The 15,535-nt window shown below is 48.1% G+C and carries 14 protein-coding genes; 9 read left to right on the top strand and 5 right to left on the bottom strand.

Going from position 1 to position 15,535, the window contains the following annotated elements; genetic code table 11:
• Positions 1 to 53 precede the first annotated feature (53 nt).
• Positions 54 to 1,535 (bottom strand): signal recognition particle protein, encoded by a 1,482-nt coding sequence (gene ffh, locus DXZ20_RS29235; protein WP_163662549.1) that lies wholly within the window; start codon positions 1,533 to 1,535, stop codon positions 54 to 56.
• Between the two features lie 119 nt (positions 1,536 to 1,654).
• Here ffh and DXZ20_RS29230 point away from each other — a divergent pair, with 119 nt between their 5' ends.
• From DXZ20_RS29230 to DXZ20_RS29200, 7 genes are all read left to right on the top strand, one after another.
• Positions 1,655 to 2,623, top strand: a complete 969-nt coding sequence (locus tag DXZ20_RS29230) for a DNA-methyltransferase (RefSeq protein WP_163662551.1) — start codon at positions 1,655 to 1,657, stop codon at positions 2,621 to 2,623.
• A gap of 798 nt (positions 2,624 to 3,421) precedes the next feature.
• Positions 3,422 to 4,063, top strand: coding sequence for a hypothetical protein (locus DXZ20_RS29225; protein WP_163662552.1), 642 nt, complete (start codon positions 3,422 to 3,424; stop codon positions 4,061 to 4,063).
• A gap of 94 nt (positions 4,064 to 4,157) precedes the next feature.
• The gene (locus DXZ20_RS29220; RefSeq protein ID WP_163702566.1) at positions 4,158 to 5,795 is read left to right on the top strand and encodes a peptide chain release factor 3; all 1,638 of its coding nucleotides are present in this window, start codon (positions 4,158 to 4,160) and stop codon (positions 5,793 to 5,795) included.
• 157 nt (positions 5,796 to 5,952) lie between these two features.
• Positions 5,953 to 7,137, top strand: coding sequence for a cysteine desulfurase family protein (locus tag DXZ20_RS29215; RefSeq protein WP_163702565.1), 1,185 nt, complete (start codon positions 5,953 to 5,955; stop codon positions 7,135 to 7,137).
• Positions 7,138 to 7,349: 212 nt separating this feature from the next.
• Complete coding sequence (locus tag DXZ20_RS29210; protein ID WP_163662560.1) at positions 7,350 to 8,063, top strand: DUF1995 family protein; 714 nt, start codon at positions 7,350 to 7,352, stop codon at positions 8,061 to 8,063.
• A 119-nt stretch (positions 8,064 to 8,182) separates the two neighbouring features.
• A complete protein-coding gene (locus DXZ20_RS29205) occupies positions 8,183 to 8,722 on the top strand; it encodes a DUF456 domain-containing protein (protein WP_250565968.1) in 540 nt (179 codons plus the stop codon).
• A gap of 31 nt (positions 8,723 to 8,753) precedes the next feature.
• Positions 8,754 to 9,281, top strand: coding sequence for a pentapeptide repeat-containing protein (locus DXZ20_RS29200; RefSeq protein WP_163702564.1), 528 nt, complete (start codon positions 8,754 to 8,756; stop codon positions 9,279 to 9,281).
• Between the two features lie 101 nt (positions 9,282 to 9,382).
• On the opposite strand, the gene DXZ20_RS29195 is transcribed toward DXZ20_RS29200, so the two are convergent.
• The 3 genes from DXZ20_RS29195 to DXZ20_RS29185 form a co-directional block, all read right to left on the bottom strand.
• Positions 9,383 to 10,582, bottom strand: coding sequence for an aspartate aminotransferase (locus DXZ20_RS29195; protein WP_163662564.1), 1,200 nt, complete (start codon positions 10,580 to 10,582; stop codon positions 9,383 to 9,385).
• Positions 10,583 to 10,593: 11 nt separating this feature from the next.
• On the bottom strand, positions 10,594 to 11,748 hold the full coding sequence (locus DXZ20_RS29190; RefSeq protein WP_163702563.1) for an iron-containing alcohol dehydrogenase family protein: 1,155 nt from the start codon (positions 11,746 to 11,748) through the stop codon (positions 10,594 to 10,596).
• A gap of 135 nt (positions 11,749 to 11,883) precedes the next feature.
• Positions 11,884 to 12,399, bottom strand: a complete 516-nt coding sequence (locus DXZ20_RS29185; protein WP_163662568.1) for a DUF2518 family protein — start codon at positions 12,397 to 12,399, stop codon at positions 11,884 to 11,886.
• 153 nt (positions 12,400 to 12,552) lie between these two features.
• Here DXZ20_RS29185 and DXZ20_RS29180 point away from each other — a divergent pair, with 153 nt between their 5' ends.
• Positions 12,553 to 13,971 carry a phospholipase D-like domain-containing protein gene (locus DXZ20_RS29180; RefSeq protein WP_163702562.1) on the top strand — a complete coding sequence of 473 codons (1,419 nt, stop codon included), beginning with the start codon at positions 12,553 to 12,555 and terminating at the stop codon, positions 13,969 to 13,971.
• A gap of 77 nt (positions 13,972 to 14,048) precedes the next feature.
• On the opposite strand, the gene DXZ20_RS29175 is transcribed toward DXZ20_RS29180, so the two are convergent.
• Positions 14,049 to 15,047 carry a glycosyltransferase gene (locus DXZ20_RS29175; RefSeq protein ID WP_163671592.1) on the bottom strand — a complete coding sequence of 333 codons (999 nt, stop codon included), beginning with the start codon at positions 15,045 to 15,047 and terminating at the stop codon, positions 14,049 to 14,051.
• 216 nt (positions 15,048 to 15,263) lie between these two features.
• Between DXZ20_RS29175 and DXZ20_RS37890 the strand changes: the two genes are divergently transcribed.
• Positions 15,264 to 15,535 (top strand): hypothetical protein (locus DXZ20_RS37890; protein WP_250565967.1); only part of this gene is annotated, 272 nt, incomplete at its 3' end.

The following is a 15,535-nucleotide window of genomic DNA, read 5'->3' as shown; positions in this document are numbered from 1 at the left end:
TTTCCCAGCTAGGTGACCTCCCTAAGCCCGTCAACATACTCTTTATGCAATTTCTAAAGAGTGCCAAAGCCTTTTTTCTTTTTCTTTTTCTTACCCTTTTTAGATCCTGCGTTGTAGCCACGAAAACCAGGTCGACCACCACCCGGCATACCACCCATGCCGGGCATGCCGCCCCCCATACCCGGCATACCCCCCATACCCGGCATACCACCCATGCCAGGGAAACCGCCCATGCCCCCTTGCCCCATTTGTTTCATCATGGAGCGCATTTTTTGGAAATCGCTGACTAGCTTACTGACATCTTTATCGTTGTAGCCAGAGCCTTTAGCAATTCGGCGACGACGACCAGGAGAGTTGGCCAGCAGATCAGGGTCTTCCCGCTCCTGCTTAGTCATGGAATTAATCATGGACTCACAGCGGCGTAGCTGGGTTTCTCCCTGTTGCAGTTGGTCTGCCGATAATTTGTTGGACATCCCCGGAATCAATTTCATGATCCCGCTTAAGGAACCCATATTTTTCATCAAGCGGGTTTGCTTGAGAAAGTCATTAAAATCAAACCGTGCCTCTAAGATTTTGGCCTGAAGCTTCTCTGCATCTGCAATATCGACTTCTTCTTGGGCCTTCTCGACTAAGGTGAGAACATCTCCCATACCCAAAATGCGAGAAGCCATGCGGTCAGGATAAAAGGGCTGAAGCGCTTCTACCTTTTCACCGATGCCGATGAATTTAATTGGTTTGCCTGAAATCTGGCGAATCGACAGAGCTGCACCACCGCGGGAGTCACCATCCATTTTGGTGAGGATTGCGCCCGTGATGCCAATTTGTTCGTGAAATGTTTGGGTCAGGGTGGCTGCTTCCTGGCCCGTCATGGCATCTACTACCAGCAGTACTTCATCAGGACTAATGGCTGTTTTTATTTGCTCCAGCTCAGCCATCATGTCCTGGTCAATCTGTAATCGCCCAGCAGTATCCACGATCACTGTGTCGACACCGTCTTCTTGGGCTTTGGCGATCCCCGCTTTGGCAATATCAACAGGATTTGCGTCTGTACCCATTTCGAAAACGGGTACCTTGATTTGCTTACCCAGGGTGATTAACTGATCGACGGCGGCTGGACGATAAACATCTGTAGCCACCAGCATGGCTGAACGTTCTTGCTTACGCAGATGAAGGGCTAATTTAGCCGATGCAGTGGTTTTACCGGTTCCTTGTAAACCTGCCATGAGCACCACGGTAGGCTTACTTTCAACATCAGCTAGGGGCTCATTGGCGTCCCCCATCAAGGCAACTAGTTCATCGTAGACAATCTTGATAAACTGCTGGTCTGGAGCAACACCAGAAACAACTTCAGCACCTTGAGCTTTCTCTTGAACATCAACTACAAAGTCTTTGACAACGTTAAAGCTGACATCGGCCTCTAATAATGCACGTCTAACTTCCCGCAGTGCCTCTTTGATATTGGAATCAGAGATTTTATCTTGACCGCGCAGGGTCTTCCAGGCGGATTCAAATCGTTCTGAGAGGGCTTCAAACATGGGAAGAAGGGAAATCGATTAACCGGAGTATTGTTCCATACTAATCGCTTTGCTCCCGTCTACCGAATATCCAACCGACAAACACTTGCTATGCTGCTGTAGATGCAAATTGCAAACGGATGAATGGTGACAAGAAACGAGCGCCCAATAATCGTACGTTGGTCTTAAGCGCAGAGGATCATCGCAGATATCGTCAGCAGCTCGTTAACCTCACCAAACCCATAGCAAACCTGCCATTTGAAAATATTACTATCTGGCAAGATGCCTTCACAGCCTTGCCTCTATTGCCCAATAATTTTGTCAATCTGTTAATTGTTGATCCGCCCTACAATCGCTCCAAGGTTTTTAATCAGTCCACATTTGCTCATCGTTCCCTACAGGATTACGAAACCTGGTTAGATAGCTGGATGTCACAGCTGATCAGATTGCTCAAGCCGGATGCCTCTGCTTATATTTGCTGTGATTGGCAATCATCACCTGCGGTGTACAGTGTTTTCTCGCGTTACTTTATTGTGCGTAGCCGTATCACCTGGGAACGGGAGAAGGGACGGGGATCCAAACAAAATTGGAAAAATTCATCGGAGGATATCTGGTTTGGCACCTTATCCGAAGACTATTGGTTTGATGTTGAGGCCGTTAAGCTGAAACGTCGGGTACTAGCTCCATATCGCGATCGCAACGGCAATCCCAAGGATTGGCAAACTACAGGGCAGGGCAAAATTCGCATTACCCACCCCTCTAACCTATGGACAGATATTTCTATTCCATTCTGGTCAATGCCTGAAAATACTGATCACCCAACCCAAAAGCCAGAAAAGCTGATAGCGAAACTTATTTTGGCCAGTAGTCAACCTGGGGACATGGTGTTTGATCCCTTTCTAGGCTCAGGGACAACATCAGTCGTCGCAAAGAAACTGGACCGTCGCTATGTTGGGATCGAACTGGATGAGGATTATGCCTGCATCGCTGAAAAGCGATTGGAAATAGCAAACACACAACGTAATATTCAAGGATATGCTGGTGGCTACTTCTGGGAAAGAAATAGTCTCAGTTCACAGCAGCAGGCCCGACGGCAGCAGAAAAGCTAGGGCAATGCCAGGATAATTCGAGAGAACAGGCACTTGACTCAGACTTATATCGGTTTTGACTGTTTGAGATTTCAATTGTTGGAGATTTCAATCAGTTTTGATTGTTCTATAGATTCAGGACAAGTCTGACAAGTTTGCATCGGCAAAAAACCTGAAAAATATCCGTTGATCTCTTAAATCTTAAGGCCTCCCTATGATTCTTGGGGACAGTCATTACAAATTCTAAAAACTGTCCTAGGGATACTTACGTACAGCAAGGATTACCTCATAATAGGGACATAATTTTGGCGAAAGTGTACGTAAGGAACAGGCTCAGAATTCAGAGCAGCAAAACATTGTTTTGATCTTGAGCGGCAATCATCAACTAGGCTTAATTTGAAAGTCTTGAAGGCGTGAATTGGGTGCTTGTCACCTTAAGTATTCCCAAGCAAGATGTTGTCTGGTTGAGCCCTTGATTTCTGACAATTTGAGGTTTTACCCAAGTGTGACTGGCACTGTCTGTGTCAAAAAACCTCAAAAAGATCCGGGGGTTGCTATTTAGAGCGGGAAGATCGCTAATTTTAGGCAGGTCGTATTCGTGTCAAGCACATCTCATTGAGATGCAAGTGACGCTCTGACTTCGCGATCGCATCTGATCGGATTTTAAAGCGTATGCTTACCCCGATCTGTTCCCGTATTCGAGGGGATCGGCTATCCCATTCGGAGGTAAGCTATTTTTATAGCCTGTCTCCAAGCGCTTTAGACATCGTCACTTTGTTTTAGAGAAAATTTGTTAGAGGGGCGAATCAGCAATTGGCTATGGTGGCATCTAAACTCAAGCAGCTAGGTAAGCAAGGGCTGCTGATTATGGCAATGGTCAGCCTGATGGGAGGCATCAAAGCTGTAAGTAAATTTATCAATGTGGCTGACGCTGTCGTGACTCAACCCCAGACGACATCTACGGCCATTCAAAATACAGCAGAGTTTTCAGTCTGTAGTGAAGCAACTGATTGGCAACGCCCCAGTCTGGATCAACAGCAAAAGCAGCTAGCTACCGACGAGCGTTATAGCGATCTGTTACAGGATAAAGAATTTCAGCAATTTGCCAATCAGTTTTGGCAGCATAATGTTTTAAGCTTTACCACTTATGGTCTCAGTGCCCGTATGGAGCCCGTGAATTTGTCAGGCCTGTGGTCCGTGGCAGATGAAGTGTGGGCAAACTGCTATAGCCATGATGAAGGCAGTGCTATTAACGGAGGTACCCTCGCTGAAGCCTGGTTAATGCATCATCACGTCGTCGATCTACAGTGGCAAGATGATCGCTACATCATGACTGTGGAACCCGATAATCAAGGCATGCAAGTGGTTCAGTTTGCTCGGCATGAGTCAGAAGCAGATCTCCCTTTAACGATAGTGACCACCCAAGGAGAGATAATTGAGCACCACGATGCTGACTGGTAGCCTCCCAGACAATAGGCCCCGGACAGTACAATGACGGATACCCCAGTGCCTTAGCTTGGGGATCGCGCAATGCTCACTGAGCTGAAACATCTCCATGACCTCCACCCTATCGTCTCCAGCAAATATCGATGCTGCCGTTGAGCAGCGCCGAAATTTTGCCATCATCTCCCACCCCGACGCCGGTAAAACGACCCTGACTGAAAAGCTCCTTCTATATGGAGGGGCTATCCATGAAGCGGGCTCAGTTAAGGCTCGTCGTGCTCAACGCCATGCAGTTTCTGATTGGATGGAGCTAGAGCAACAGCGAGGTATTTCCATTACCTCGACGGTGCTGCAGTTTAACTACAGTGGCTATCGGATAAACCTGCTGGATACACCCGGTCACCAAGACTTTAGTGAAGACACTTACCGGACTCTAGCAGCGGCAGATAATGCGGTCATGTTGGAAGATGCGGCTAAAGGTTTGGAGCCACAGACACGTAAGTTGTTTGAGGTTTGCAAGATGCGTGGGCTGCCAATTTTTACCTTTTTCAACAAATTAGACCGCCCTGGTCAGGAACCGCTGGCACTACTGGATGAAATTGAAAAAGAGCTAGAGCTATTTACCTACGCCGTTAACTGGCCCATTGGCATGGGTGATCGATTTAAGGGAGTCTTTGATCGTCGCAAGAAACAAGTGCATTTGTTTGAGCGTTCGGCTCACGGTAGTAAGGCTGCGACGGAAACGGTTCTGGAATGGGGAGATCCCCGCATTGAAGAACTGATTGGCGATGATGATGTCTACGGTCAGTTTTTAGAAGAACTAGAAATGCTCGATGAACTGGGTCCCGAACTAGACTTGGAACTCGTGCACTCAGGTGACATGACCCCTGTGTTCTTTGGCAGTGCTATGACGAACTTTGGCGTGGAACTGTTTTTAGAGTCATTCTTAGACTTTGCCCTACAGCCTGGTCCGCGGGAAAGTACCGTAGGCTTGGTCCCCCCCACCCGGGAAGAGTTTTCTGGGTTTGTGTTTAAGCTCCAGGCCAATATGGATCCACGACATCGCGATCGCGTTGCCTTTGTTCGCATTTGCTCTGGCCGTTTTGAAAAGGACATGGTGGTTAATCATGCTCGCTCCGGCAAAAATGTACGGCTATCCCATCCACAAAAGTTGTTTGGCCAAGGACGGGAGTCTTTAGATGCGGCCTATCCAGGCGATGTTATTGGTCTCAATAACCCTGGTGTGTTTGCCATTGGCGATACCATTTACCAAGGCAAAAAGCTGGAATATGAAGGCATTCCATTTTTCTCGCCTGAGTTATTTGCCTATTTGAAAAACCCCAACCCTTCTAAGTTCAAGCAGTTTCGCAAAGGTGTAACAGAGCTGCGAGAAGAAGGCGCTGTCCAGATTATGTACTCAGCAGACGAGTCAAAGCGAGATCCAATTTTGGCAGCTGTAGGTCAACTGCAATTTGAGGTGGTGCAGTTTCGTCTGAGAAATGAATATAACGTCGATACGATGATAGAAATGTTGCCCTATAGTGTGGCTCGCTGGGTGACGGGTGGCTGGGACGCATTACACGATGCAGGTCGGCTGTTTAATACAGTAACGGTTAAGGATAGTTATGGACGTCCGGTGTTGCTATTCCGCAATGAGTGGAACTGTCAGCAAGTGGAAGGAGAACATCCAAAACTAGCGTTAAGTAAGACGGCTCCGGTGGTTTCGGGTAAAGAGCCAGAGGAGATCTAGGTAGGGACATCCCCCTGTGGGTGCCCTTGGGCCATGAAGCCCTTGTAGGTACCCAGGGGGCCATAAGGCGAATTTGTGAGCAATGCTGGCATTTACTTAACTGGGCTCTGACCAGTCGAAAGACGGCATATCATAAGCAGGCAGGACAGGGCATGTTATGCAGATCTATCTAGACTACAGCGCTACTACGCCACCGCGAGCTGAGGTGATGGCGGCGATGGGCTCGGCTATGAAAAGTAGCTGGGGGAATCCATCGAGCTTACATAACTGGGGTAGTCGGGCGGCTACGGTCATGGAAACGGCACGGATGCAGGTGGCGGATCTAATGGGTGCGTCTGGAGATGCTGTGGTATTTACAGCCAGTGGCACTGAGGCAAATAACCTGGCCGTCATGGGGGTGGCGCAGCAGTATCGTAAGCCTCGCCATATGATTATTTCGGCGGTGGAGCATTCTGCGATCGCAAAACCCATCACGCTTCTCGAACAGTGGGGCTGGCAAATCACTCGGTTACCTGTGGATTGCTATGGTCAGGTACATCCCATAGATTTAGCCAAAGCACTGCGAGAGGATACGGTACTGGTCTCTGTTATTTACGGACAAAGTGAAGTAGGTACCATACAGCCCATTGCTGAGCTTGCGGCAATAATTAAAGCCAGTGAGCATATTTCTAAACCCCTTTTCCACTCCGATGCTGTGCAGATAGCTGGGCGCTTGCCCATTGATGTACAAAAACTGGGTGTAGATTTACTCTCCATATCCAGCCATAAGATTTACGGCCCACAAGGTGCGGGAGCACTGTATGTGAAACCGGGCACTGACTTGATGCCGTTAATTAACGGGGGTGGTCAAGAGAATCACTTGCGCTCAGGGACTCAAGCAGTACCCACCATTGTGGGTTTTGGTGTAGCCGCGGAGCTGGCCAGGCAAGAACTCTCTCAAGAACAACAACGATTGCTAAAACTGCGCGATCGCTTAATTGAGCAGTTGCAATGTCATCCTGAACTATTACTGACGGGACATCCACAGCAGCGGCTACCGCATCATGTCAGCTTCTATCTGCCCAATGCCAATGGGGAGCAGGTCTCTGGTAAAACCCTGGTACGTCAGTTGAATTTGGCGGGAATCGGCATCAGCGCAGGATCGGCTTGTCATAGCGGAAAACTGACACCGAGTCCGATTCTGCAGGCCATGGGATTTAGTAATACAGCAGCTAAAACAGGCATTCGCTTAACCCTTGGACATCAGACTACGGAGGCTGATGTAGATTGGACAGCAATGGTGGTAAGACAGATTATTGAACGGGTAATGATGAGGCAGCTGGTTACAGCAGGGGGCAAATAACGAAGCCATCAGTAGGGGGCAAATAACGAAGCCATCAGTAGGGGGCAAATAACGAAGCCATCAGTTCCAACGCTTGCAGCCACCCACGAGAACGTTGATGACGTTTATAAAAAGGACGTCAATGGTAACCCCATCATTAAACTCAAATGCTAGGCTGCCAAAAAAGCAGATAATCAGAGGGTGATTGATTTCTGAAAACGACAAATCCAACCATGTCTGACCTGCCGAGTAGCCTTGAAGCAACCATCGAGCAAGCCATTGCCTCTACCAAGGCAGCCATTGAAGATGGCATCATCCGCCTACAGGTAGAAATGGTCATTCCAGAACTCAAGCAACAACCCATCGCAGAACGCTTCTTAACCCTCTTCCAAGACTTGGGTCTGCAGTTCAAAGTCTATTTCCCTGATGCTGGTGCAGCCGCCCTCGCTAGACGCGACTGGGACAACCCAGACTTCACCATCCGTGGCATCAACGAAATTCAAGCCGCTATTACGCCCGATGATGAAGCCTTTCTAATTGTCAATCCGTCAGCGGTGGAAGTTCAGGATGTGGAAAAACTCTGTAATGAGGCGCAAGATCGTCCTGTTGTTCTGCTTAATCCTCAGTTAGAAGATGTCAGTATTGTCGGCATTGGCTATGCTGCGCGTCAGTTACGCGAACGATTTTTAAGCACCCTGACCTCGTGCTATTACTACCGACCCATGACCGATTCTGCTGTACTGCGTCGCCATCCCCAAGGTTGGCAAGTTTGGCAAGACGTCGGGGATGACTACGAGCTTAAAGCTGAATTGCCTGAACGCCCATCTAGCGAGGCCTTAGAAAAAATTCTCTACGGCAGCGAAGACACCGAAGGGAAGGCGGCTCCCAAACCCAAGAAGAGTTTACTGGGTGAAGTGCAAAAGTTCCTGCGTGCTTTGAGTCAATAGAGAACAACACATTACGGTATCCCCGAAACAAAAACCGTTGTCATGTCTATCAATCGACCGCTAGAGTAAAAAGTAGGCGTGCACTTTTGAATAGATAAGCAAATATGACTATAGGGCTGATGGTTCTTTATTGGGTCCTTATCATTGTCATGGTAGCTGGCATTGTCGGTGCATTTGTTCCTGCATTTCCTGGCATTGGGTTAATTGTCGCAGCTATTGCAATTTGGGGTGCTGTTTCAGGCTTCAGTCAAGCTGTGCTCATTGCCCTGGGCGTTGCGATCGCGATTTTTCTAATCACTACCGCCATTGACTACTTGGCCGGCTACCTAGGGGCCAAAAAGGTTGGAGCCAGTAATTGGGGTCAAATTGGAGCCATCATCGGTATGATTCTCGGACTGCTGGGGCTACTACCCGCCCTTCCCGTAGGCGGTCCTATCTTTGGTCTTCTTTTTGGCTCCATGATCGGGGCTTTTATTGGCGAAATGTTATACCGCCGTGATTTAGCCTTAGCCGCACGCTGCAAATTGGGTGCAAAGGTAAGTTTGGCAATCGTGGTCAGCTCTCTACTGGGAAACGTGATTGCTGGGGTTTTGTCTATTATTGCAACGGTAGTGTTCCTAATAACAACCTGGCCGACAGCCATGTCACCAGCGTTGTAATCAGTTATGAACCGTCTACACTGTCACAGATATGGCCCACCCAGAACACCTAGGCATCTTGCAAAGCGGTGTCAGAGCATGGAACCGCTGGCGTCAGAAAAATGCTCAAATTCGACCAAATTTGAGAGCCGCTGACTTACAAGGAGTTGATTTAGCAGGGTTTAACCTACGACTCACCTACCTGAGTGGTGCCAATTTAAGTCGCGCCTATCTTTTTGAAGCCAATCTATGTGAAACCAATTTTCAGGGAGCTAATCTTAGCCACTGCTGCTTGATTGGTGCTGATCTCACCCAGGCCTATTTTGCGAATGCCAATTTGTACCATGCCTATCTGTCCCAGGCAAACCTGACGGAGGCCTATTTTGGGCATGCAAACCTAGAAAAAGCGAACTTAACGAACAGTCTGATTAATCAGACTTATTTTGGTCAAGCCGATGTCAAAGAAACTGACTTTAGTCAAGCTCAAGATTTGGCAAATATACACCTAAGGCTAGCTCGAAATTTTGAGCTAGCCATTTTGGAAACAACAGCAGATCCTCAAAAACGCTTGGTTGCTTAGAGAGGATGTATATTTTTGCAAGCGGCACAGGCGATTGCATCAGTCCTGTAGGGGCACTCCCTTGTGGATGCCCAGCGCCAAAATCACTAGTGAAACTAGCCCTAGACAGTCACTGACGATGGGTAACGTACACCCGCATCCTTCAAGCGTTGGAGTGCCTCCTTCAGGCGATCTTCTTCTGCAATCAGGCTAATGCGGACAAATCCTTCTCCACCCTCACCAAAGGCACTACCAGGGGTGACGACTACGCCAGTATTTTGCAACACATAGAACGCAAAATCTGCGGCGGTCATATCGGGAGGGCACGGCACCCACAGATACATGGTAGCTTTGGTTTTAGGTACATCCCACCCCAATTCTGCCAAACCTGAGATCAGGCAGTCTCGCCGGGTACAGTAGCGATGCCGAACTTCTTCCAAGTAGGAGTCAGGCAGATTAAGGGCCGTTTCCGCAGCAGTTTGAATGGCGGAGAAAATACCGTAGTCGAGGTTGGTTTTGAGGGTACGTAATCCTTGAATAATGTGGCGATTACCGACAACAAAACCTACACGCCAACCTGCCATGTTGTAGGTCTTAGATAACGTATGGAATTCGACACTGAATTCTTTAGCACCGGGAATTTCAAGAACGCTGGTGGGCTGATACCCATCAAAAGCTAGCTCGGCGTAGCATAGATCATGCACCAACATAATTTCGTAGTGCTTGGCAAAGGCTACGATCTCTTCAAAAAAGGCGCGGGGAGCGGTAGCTCCTGTTGGGTTATTGGGATAGTTGAAATACAGAACTTTGGCCCGACGGGCAACCGCTTCTGGAATGGTGGAGATATCGATCAGCCAGTCATTTTCTGGCGTTAGCATCAGGGGATGGATAGATGCGTTTGCGATCGCAGGTCCCCGAAAATGAGCCGGATACGAAGGTGTCGGCACTAGCACCGTATCGCCGGGATCAAGATAAGCCAACGCCAAGTGTGTCAAACCTTCTTTAGAACCCAACAGGGGCAGCGCTTCTCCCTCGGGATCAAGGTTCACACCATAACGACGACGGTACCAAGCTGTAATGGCATTTCGAAAACTGGCAGTCCCCTCAAAGGGAGGATAGCCGTGCTGGCTAGCATCAGCCAGGGCCTGCTGAGCCGCCTCTACCACTGGAGCAGGTGTGGGACCACCAGGATTTCCCATCCCGAGATCAATTAAATCAAGGCCCTGGGCTCGCGCATTGGCCTTCAGCTCATCCAGACGCGCAAAGGCGTAGGGAGGTAACTGCTCAAGTCTCTGTGCTTTTTTCATCCAAGCTAGGGTCATGGCCTACCTCCTCATGACTTGCGTGACGGTGATTGGGCTTTGCTGGGCAATGGGGACACGGATGCCTCGGGCGGACTGCGGCGACAGGGGGCTGTGGTTGAAACCATGGCAGCCATTACCTGCTGAGGGCTGACAGCAAATGGCAAATGGTGAATATCTGATTGGGGCTGACAAGCAAACTCGGCAGCCTGCCGCAGCTCCATGACAGACATTTCTTCTAAACCCAGATCGTTTAAGGTCATTGGTAACCCAATTTGGGTATAAAACCGAAGCAATTGCTGGCGAGCAGCTACAGCTAGGGCATTGTTCGCTGCCATTTCCTCTAAGCGCAGTTGCACTAAGATACCATAGGCTACTTTTTCGCCATGGAGCATACTATGGCTTGATGGGATCTGGGTTAAACCGTTATGAACCGAATGAGCGGCGACAGTTCTACATTGAGCCCCCCCAATACCACCAATCACACCAGCCATCAGCACCGAAGCATCGACCACCTCCCGCCAATCGTCTCCACCAGGATTTTCTAAAGCAGCCGCTGATTTTTGGAAAAGGATATCTCGCAGGACCCGAGCCTGTTGCACTGCACCAATAATTAAGGTTTGAGAAGAATGGCCACTGCTGACAGAGGCTTCGTACCATTTTGCGATCGCATCCCCAATCCCCGCAATAAGTGTGCGTTTAGGTGCGGTTGCAACGAGTTCATAGTCCAACAACAATAGATTAGGACAAACCGGCAGCCCGACATCATAACGGAAGGCCCCCTGGTCAGAATACACATTAGATAGTGCAGTCCAAGCAGCACAGGTCGCCGCCGAAGTGGGGATCGTGATCACGGGTAACTGTGTTTGATGGGCCAACAGTTTAGCTGCATCAAGGGCTTTACCACCACCGACACCAATGATTAGGTCAGCTCCATGATCCGTCACTGCCTGACGCAATTGGGCCAATGATGTTTCACAACAGTCATTTCGGTAGGACGCTTGGACTACCTTCAGACCATGAAGCATCTCAGTCAAAAAGGGAGCTGCCGCCTGTAGGGTGCGATCACCCCCCACTAATAATGGCCGTTGCCCCAATCTGGCGACCAGTGACCCACTGCCAGATAAAATCCCGGAGCCGCGCACCACCTGAGACGGTGCCACCATCAGCGTCGATATCGTAGACATAATTGATTCTCAGCAAATCGATAAAAGTCCTAAGAGATTTAGCAGCAGCTACAAAAATAATCTGTAACGGAGAGCTACATACCAGGGATCAAATCCAGTTATTCCAGAACAGCAGCGACGGCATCCCAATTCAAGCTAACTGTTCTGGAGTGCCGCTCGCGCCCTAGCCAAATCAGAACGAGAAAGGGTAATGGCATAGCCAGATTCTGATTTAACATCTGGCTGAATCTTACCCAGATACAACAAGTCTGAGATACCTGGGTCACGATGCACAATCGTACGAGCCCGGATCATCGGAGTTTGTCCACCACCTAAACGACTAGGGTTAAACGAATTGACCGCCGCCTGCCGCAAAGTCGCTTCCAACTCAGGTTCTGTAATATCTACAGGAACTGAAATAACAAGCTGAGCTGCCCCAGAATCATAAACAGTTGTGTAGGAGACCGAGCCTTCAATCGTAGTCGACACTAAGGGCTGAAAACTCAGACCAAACAGACCTGCTGTCAGCACACCACAAAACCCAGTAACCCCTACTAGTCTGAATCGAATACCCCACTGGACTATAAACGCCAGCGCTGCCAGAGCCGCAAAGGCTAACGTAGTGAGGCCCATCCACTTGGTTGCCTCTAGGAAAAATTCGGGAGTTGGCATAGCAAACTAGCGCTTTTTGTGTGTAATCAGCATAACGTGATTAATCGTATCAGTGGACACGTTTTTGAGCGTGGGCATTAGGCAGCAATCTGCTGCTAATTGGTCAGCTTGGCAGGGCTCACTAAAGACTGTCTAAAGAATTCATCAGGTGCAATGCTCAACCGATTTCAAGTGGGACATTTTGGCCTACTTGCCCTTGCCCTTGGCAGCCTTGGATTAGCTTATCTAGGCTGGAAAAAAAGTAATAGAGATCCCAGCCCTTTACCGCAAAACCCCTATGTTCAAGTTTTTTTTAATCAAGCAGAAACCCATAGATATAAGGATCCCTATCGTCAAATTCGACGGTCTGGTGAAAACTTAGAACAAGTATTGCTTGATGCCATTGACCAGGCAAATATCTCGGTTGATGTGGCTGTACAAGAACTAAACCTGCCATATGTGGCAAATGCCTTGATCAATAAGGCTCAGGCTGGAATAGCGGTGAGGGTGATTCTAGATAATCAATATAGTGAGGGTTGGAGCGGGCGCGATCGCAACTGGATTCGTCAACAAGATAGTTACAGCCGAGGCAAATACGAAAATTTGTTTGCATTTGGTGACATAGATGCAGACGGACACGTTTCCCCCGATGAAGCAGCTAAACGCGATGCCATCCTCATGTTGCACCAGGCTGACATTCCCATCGTGGACGATACTGCCGACGGCACCAAAGGCAGCGGCCTCATGCACCATAAATTTATCGTGGTGGACAATCGCACGGTAGTCACCGGTTCTGCCAACTTTACCCTGTCAGGCATTCATGGAGACTGGTTAATTCCTGAGAGCCAAGGCAATGCCAATGCACTCTTACACATCAATAGTGCAGAGCTCGCCACTGCCTACACAGATGAATTTAATCTGATGTGGGGTGACGGTCCTGAAGGGCAACCCGATAGTCTCTTTGGATCTCCAAAGCCAATGCGATCTCTAAAAACAGTTTCTCTTCCAGGCAGCACAATCACAGTGCAGTTTTCACCACACCGAGCTGATACCCCCAGGGAACAGACGACCAATGGCATCATTGCCCAAGCCCTTAGTCAAGCACAACAGTCCGCTGATCTAGCTTTGTTTGTGTTGACCGATCAAGGCATTGCCAATACACTAGCTGCCAACCCTAAAATTCAACTCCGCACCCTGATTGATCGCAGCTTCATCTATCGCTACCACAGTGAGGCATTGGATATGCTCGGCCTGAGTTTACCCGATCACCGTTGCAAGTATGAAAAAGATAATCAACCGTGGCATGTGCCCATCAAAACCGTCGGTTATCCACACCTAGCTGACGGCGATAAGCTGCATCACAAATTTGCCCTGATTGATGATCGCACAGTGGTTATTGGATCTCATAACTGGAGTAAAGCCGCTAACAACAAAAATGATGAAAATCTCCTCATCATCGAAAACGCCACTGTTGCACAACATTTCAAACAGGAATTTGAACGCCTCTACCAAAAAGCTAAATTAGGACGCACAGACTATCTTGTGAATCAGATGAGAAAGATGCAGGAGAAATGTGGCACAAGTCAGTTTTGATTTTTGAATGAGTAGCCTTTGACTAAGAAATTCCTGACAACGGGTGATCAACTCAAAACTAGGAACTCAAAACCGCTTTATCTCCTTGTCTGAAGCTTTGCCAGTTTTGCTTGCACGCGTTTGTAAAAAAGGTAAAGTTGTCGCTTGCGAGTCAGACCAGGAATATCTGATGGCTGTTTTTGCCGATAGTCAAAGAATTGGTTGAGTTCGATCAGAATAGTTTCCATGCGAGGGACTAACTGTTCAGTACGGTAAGGGTTAAAAAAGGCATCTGGTAAATCATTAGGCTGCCAATTATCTAGCACGGCTGCAATTCGCTGGCAATCATAGCCTGTGGCATAGCCTGCAATTTTGTGACAGTTTATCCCAGGGTCAAGATAATCGGCCAGGGCATGATTGACACTGGAAAAGACCTGACAACCACAGGCCAATGCTTCCATAGGCGGCAAACCAAAGCCTTCGGTCAAGCGATACTGCGCCCAGTATTCAGCTGAATCGTAGAGATAAACCTTAGCTCGGTTAAAGAGAGCCATTAAATCATCTACAAAGGAGTCGATCACAACAACATTAAAGCTCTTTTGTAATTCAGGAATTAACTGAGTAGTTAAATATTCTGACGATTTTCTTGCCTGCACTAGAATATCAATATCTCGATTAACCTGATGATTAACAACATTGGCAGGTAACTGATTGGGGAGCCAGTAAATAAGGGAATTTTGCGATCGCATCCCCCAATACCCCATAGTGTTACGACTCACAGAAAGAATCGGCACTTGAGGCGGTAATACAAAACCATACCCCGAGCTATGGGCATGATATACCACATGACAATGAGAAAGTTTTTTAAGTTGTTTAGGAACATCAAACCCCCAGCTAACAACAAAAATAAAACGACTGAGATCATTCTCCTGTAAAAGATCGTCAAGCAAGGGATAAGCGTCTTCTCGCTGCCGATAGGTAACCACGTCAGCCTCACAAATCTGTTGAGCTAATTGCAGAGTATTCAGTTCAGCAAAAAGACCACCACAGTAAAACGTACGAGTAGTTCCAGGCAGGAGAAAATAAAGCTTTCTCATTACAAATGGAGTATGGGCCGCCCAGTATTTTACAGGATGAACGGCAGATACCTGGATTGATTGCATAGTTCCTAAGACTGCCAGAGACCATCATTAAGCCCCAATACTCACCGCTATTAATTTCGTAGATAGTTCCCATCTATCCTATGCTTTGATGATTCAAAATTTCGTACATAGATTAGGGATATGCAATCGCTACTCCATTAGGAGGCTTCCATGAATACTTACCCCTCCAATTTGCAAGAACTTGAAGTTAAACGTCGGTACTTAGAGCGACTGTGGCAGCCTACCCCAATCCAAAAAATCAGACAAACATCCAGCAAATGGCTGCATTCAGCTGGTCAATGGTTAGTGAAATCCCTGACTGAAGGAGATCAGTTACGCATTTGGGTGAAAGAAACCAAACAAGGGAACTACTGGTGCGTACACGATCCCATCAGTGGTAAACATAATCGATTCGATTCCGAAGACGCAATGCGCATTTGGAT

The organism is Adonisia turfae CCMR0081 (assembly GCF_011009555.1).
Lineage (GTDB): Bacteria > Cyanobacteriota > Cyanobacteriia > Phormidesmidales > Phormidesmidaceae > Leptothoe > Leptothoe turfae.
This window is presented reverse-complemented; position numbering and strand designations above follow the sequence as displayed.

What these genes read in the sequence shown, in the direction of transcription:
- ffh (WP_163662549.1), bottom strand. Translation starts at nt 1,535, where the DNA reads ATGTTTGAAGCCCTCTCAGAACGATTTGAATCCGCCTGGAAGACCCTG.
- DXZ20_RS29230 (WP_163662551.1), top strand. Translation starts at nt 1,655, where the DNA reads ATGAATGGTGACAAGAAACGAGCGCCCAATAATCGTACGTTGGTCTTA.
- DXZ20_RS29225 (WP_163662552.1), top strand. Translation starts at nt 3,422, where the DNA reads ATGGTGGCATCTAAACTCAAGCAGCTAGGTAAGCAAGGGCTGCTGATT.
- DXZ20_RS29220 (WP_163702566.1), top strand. Translation starts at nt 4,158, where the DNA reads ATGACCTCCACCCTATCGTCTCCAGCAAATATCGATGCTGCCGTTGAG.
- DXZ20_RS29215 (WP_163702565.1), top strand. Translation starts at nt 5,953, where the DNA reads ATGCAGATCTATCTAGACTACAGCGCTACTACGCCACCGCGAGCTGAG.
- DXZ20_RS29210 (WP_163662560.1), top strand. Translation starts at nt 7,350, where the DNA reads ATGTCTGACCTGCCGAGTAGCCTTGAAGCAACCATCGAGCAAGCCATT.
- DXZ20_RS29205 (WP_250565968.1), top strand. Translation starts at nt 8,183, where the DNA reads ATGGTTCTTTATTGGGTCCTTATCATTGTCATGGTAGCTGGCATTGTC.
- DXZ20_RS29200 (WP_163702564.1), top strand. Translation starts at nt 8,754, where the DNA reads ATGGCCCACCCAGAACACCTAGGCATCTTGCAAAGCGGTGTCAGAGCA.
- DXZ20_RS29195 (WP_163662564.1), bottom strand. Translation starts at nt 10,582, where the DNA reads ATGACCCTAGCTTGGATGAAAAAAGCACAGAGACTTGAGCAGTTACCT.
- DXZ20_RS29190 (WP_163702563.1), bottom strand. Translation starts at nt 11,748, where the DNA reads ATGTCTACGATATCGACGCTGATGGTGGCACCGTCTCAGGTGGTGCGC.
- DXZ20_RS29185 (WP_163662568.1), bottom strand. Translation starts at nt 12,399, where the DNA reads ATGCCAACTCCCGAATTTTTCCTAGAGGCAACCAAGTGGATGGGCCTC.
- DXZ20_RS29180 (WP_163702562.1), top strand. Translation starts at nt 12,553, where the DNA reads ATGCTCAACCGATTTCAAGTGGGACATTTTGGCCTACTTGCCCTTGCC.
- DXZ20_RS29175 (WP_163671592.1), bottom strand. Translation starts at nt 15,047, where the DNA reads ATGAGAAAGCTTTATTTTCTCCTGCCTGGAACTACTCGTACGTTTTAC.